The following is a 1,358-nucleotide window of genomic DNA, read 5'->3' as shown; positions in this document are numbered from 1 at the left end:
GTCATGCCGCTGGTCTGTTCCCACAGTCCCCAGGCCAGTGACTGCCCGGCCAGCCCCTGCGCCCGGCGGTGAACGGCCAGCCCGTCCAAGAACGCGTTCGCCGCCGCATAATTACCCTGCCCCGGAGCACCCATCACCCCCGCCGCCGAGGAGAACAGCACAAACGCCGCCAGGTCCATCCCCGCCGTCAGCTCATGCAGATACCACGCCGCATCCGCCTTCGGCCCCACCACCGCCGCCATCCGCTCCTCGGTCAGCGACCCGATCATCCCGTCATCCAGCACCCCCGCCGCATGCACCACCCCACCCAGCGGATGCTGTGGATCGATGCCCGCCAGCAGACCCGCCACCGCCCGCCGGTCAGCCACATCACACGCCACCACCCGCGCCCGCGCACCCAGCGCGGCCAGCTCCGCCACCAGCCCCGACGCCCCCGGCGCCGCCGGCCCCCGCCGGCTCGTCAGCACCAGATGCCGCACCCCATGCCGCTCCACCAGATGCCGCGCCACCACCGCACCCAAACCACCCGTACCACCCGTCACCAACACCGTGCCCACACCAGCCAACCCGGCAAAACCCCCCACCGACGGCCCACCGGCACTCTCCCCGCCCCGCTCCGGCTGAGCCGCGACCCGGGTCAGCCGCGCCCCATAAGCCACCCCGCCACGCACCACCACCTGCGACTCCCCCGCCGCCAGCACCACCCCCACCGCAGCCAGACCGTCGCCATCACCCCCGCCACCGACATCCGCCAGCACAACCCGCCCCGGATCCTCCGACTGAGCCGACCGCACCAGACCCCACACCGCCGACCCCGCCAGATCCCGCACCCCCTCACCCGGCAACCCCACCGCACCCCGCGTCACCACCACCAACCGCGACCCCGCAAACCGCTCCTCACCCAACCACGACCGCAACACCCCCAACACACCACACGCCACACCCCCCACCGAACCACCAGAACCACCAGAACCGGCAGAACCGGCAGAACCGGCAGACGGGATATCACCGACCACGCCACCGTCGAAATTCACCGGCAGCACCACGACCGGCGGCACCGGCTCCCCCACCACCAGCGCACCCCACTCCACCCACGACCCATCCACCGACGACCCGCCAGACACGTCCGCCGCCGACCCACCCGGCAGCGGAACCCACTCCACCCGGAACATCGACTCAACCCCACCACCACCAGCGGACAGACCCTCCCCGGCCGGCACCTCACGCAACGCCAGCGAATCCACCGACAACACCGGCCGCCCCGCACCGTCCGCCGCCTCCACCGACACCACACCCACACCCAACGGCATCAACCGCACCCGCAACACCGACGCCCCCGACGCGAACAGACTCACCCC

Annotated in this window: 1 protein-coding gene; it reads right to left on the bottom strand. The window is 72.1% G+C overall.

Annotated features, from left to right (window positions below; translation table 11 throughout):
• On the bottom strand, window positions 1-1,358 hold a 1,358-nt coding region (locus tag AB0D14_RS44985), incomplete at both ends, for a beta-ketoacyl reductase (protein WP_362791337.1).

Origin of the sequence: Streptomyces sp. NPDC048484 (genome assembly GCF_040651415.1) — a bacterium.
Classification (GTDB): domain Bacteria; phylum Actinomycetota; class Actinomycetes; order Streptomycetales; family Streptomycetaceae; genus Streptomyces.
The sequence above is the reverse complement of the archived record's forward strand: the minus strand, read 5'-3'. Positions and strand labels throughout refer to the sequence as shown.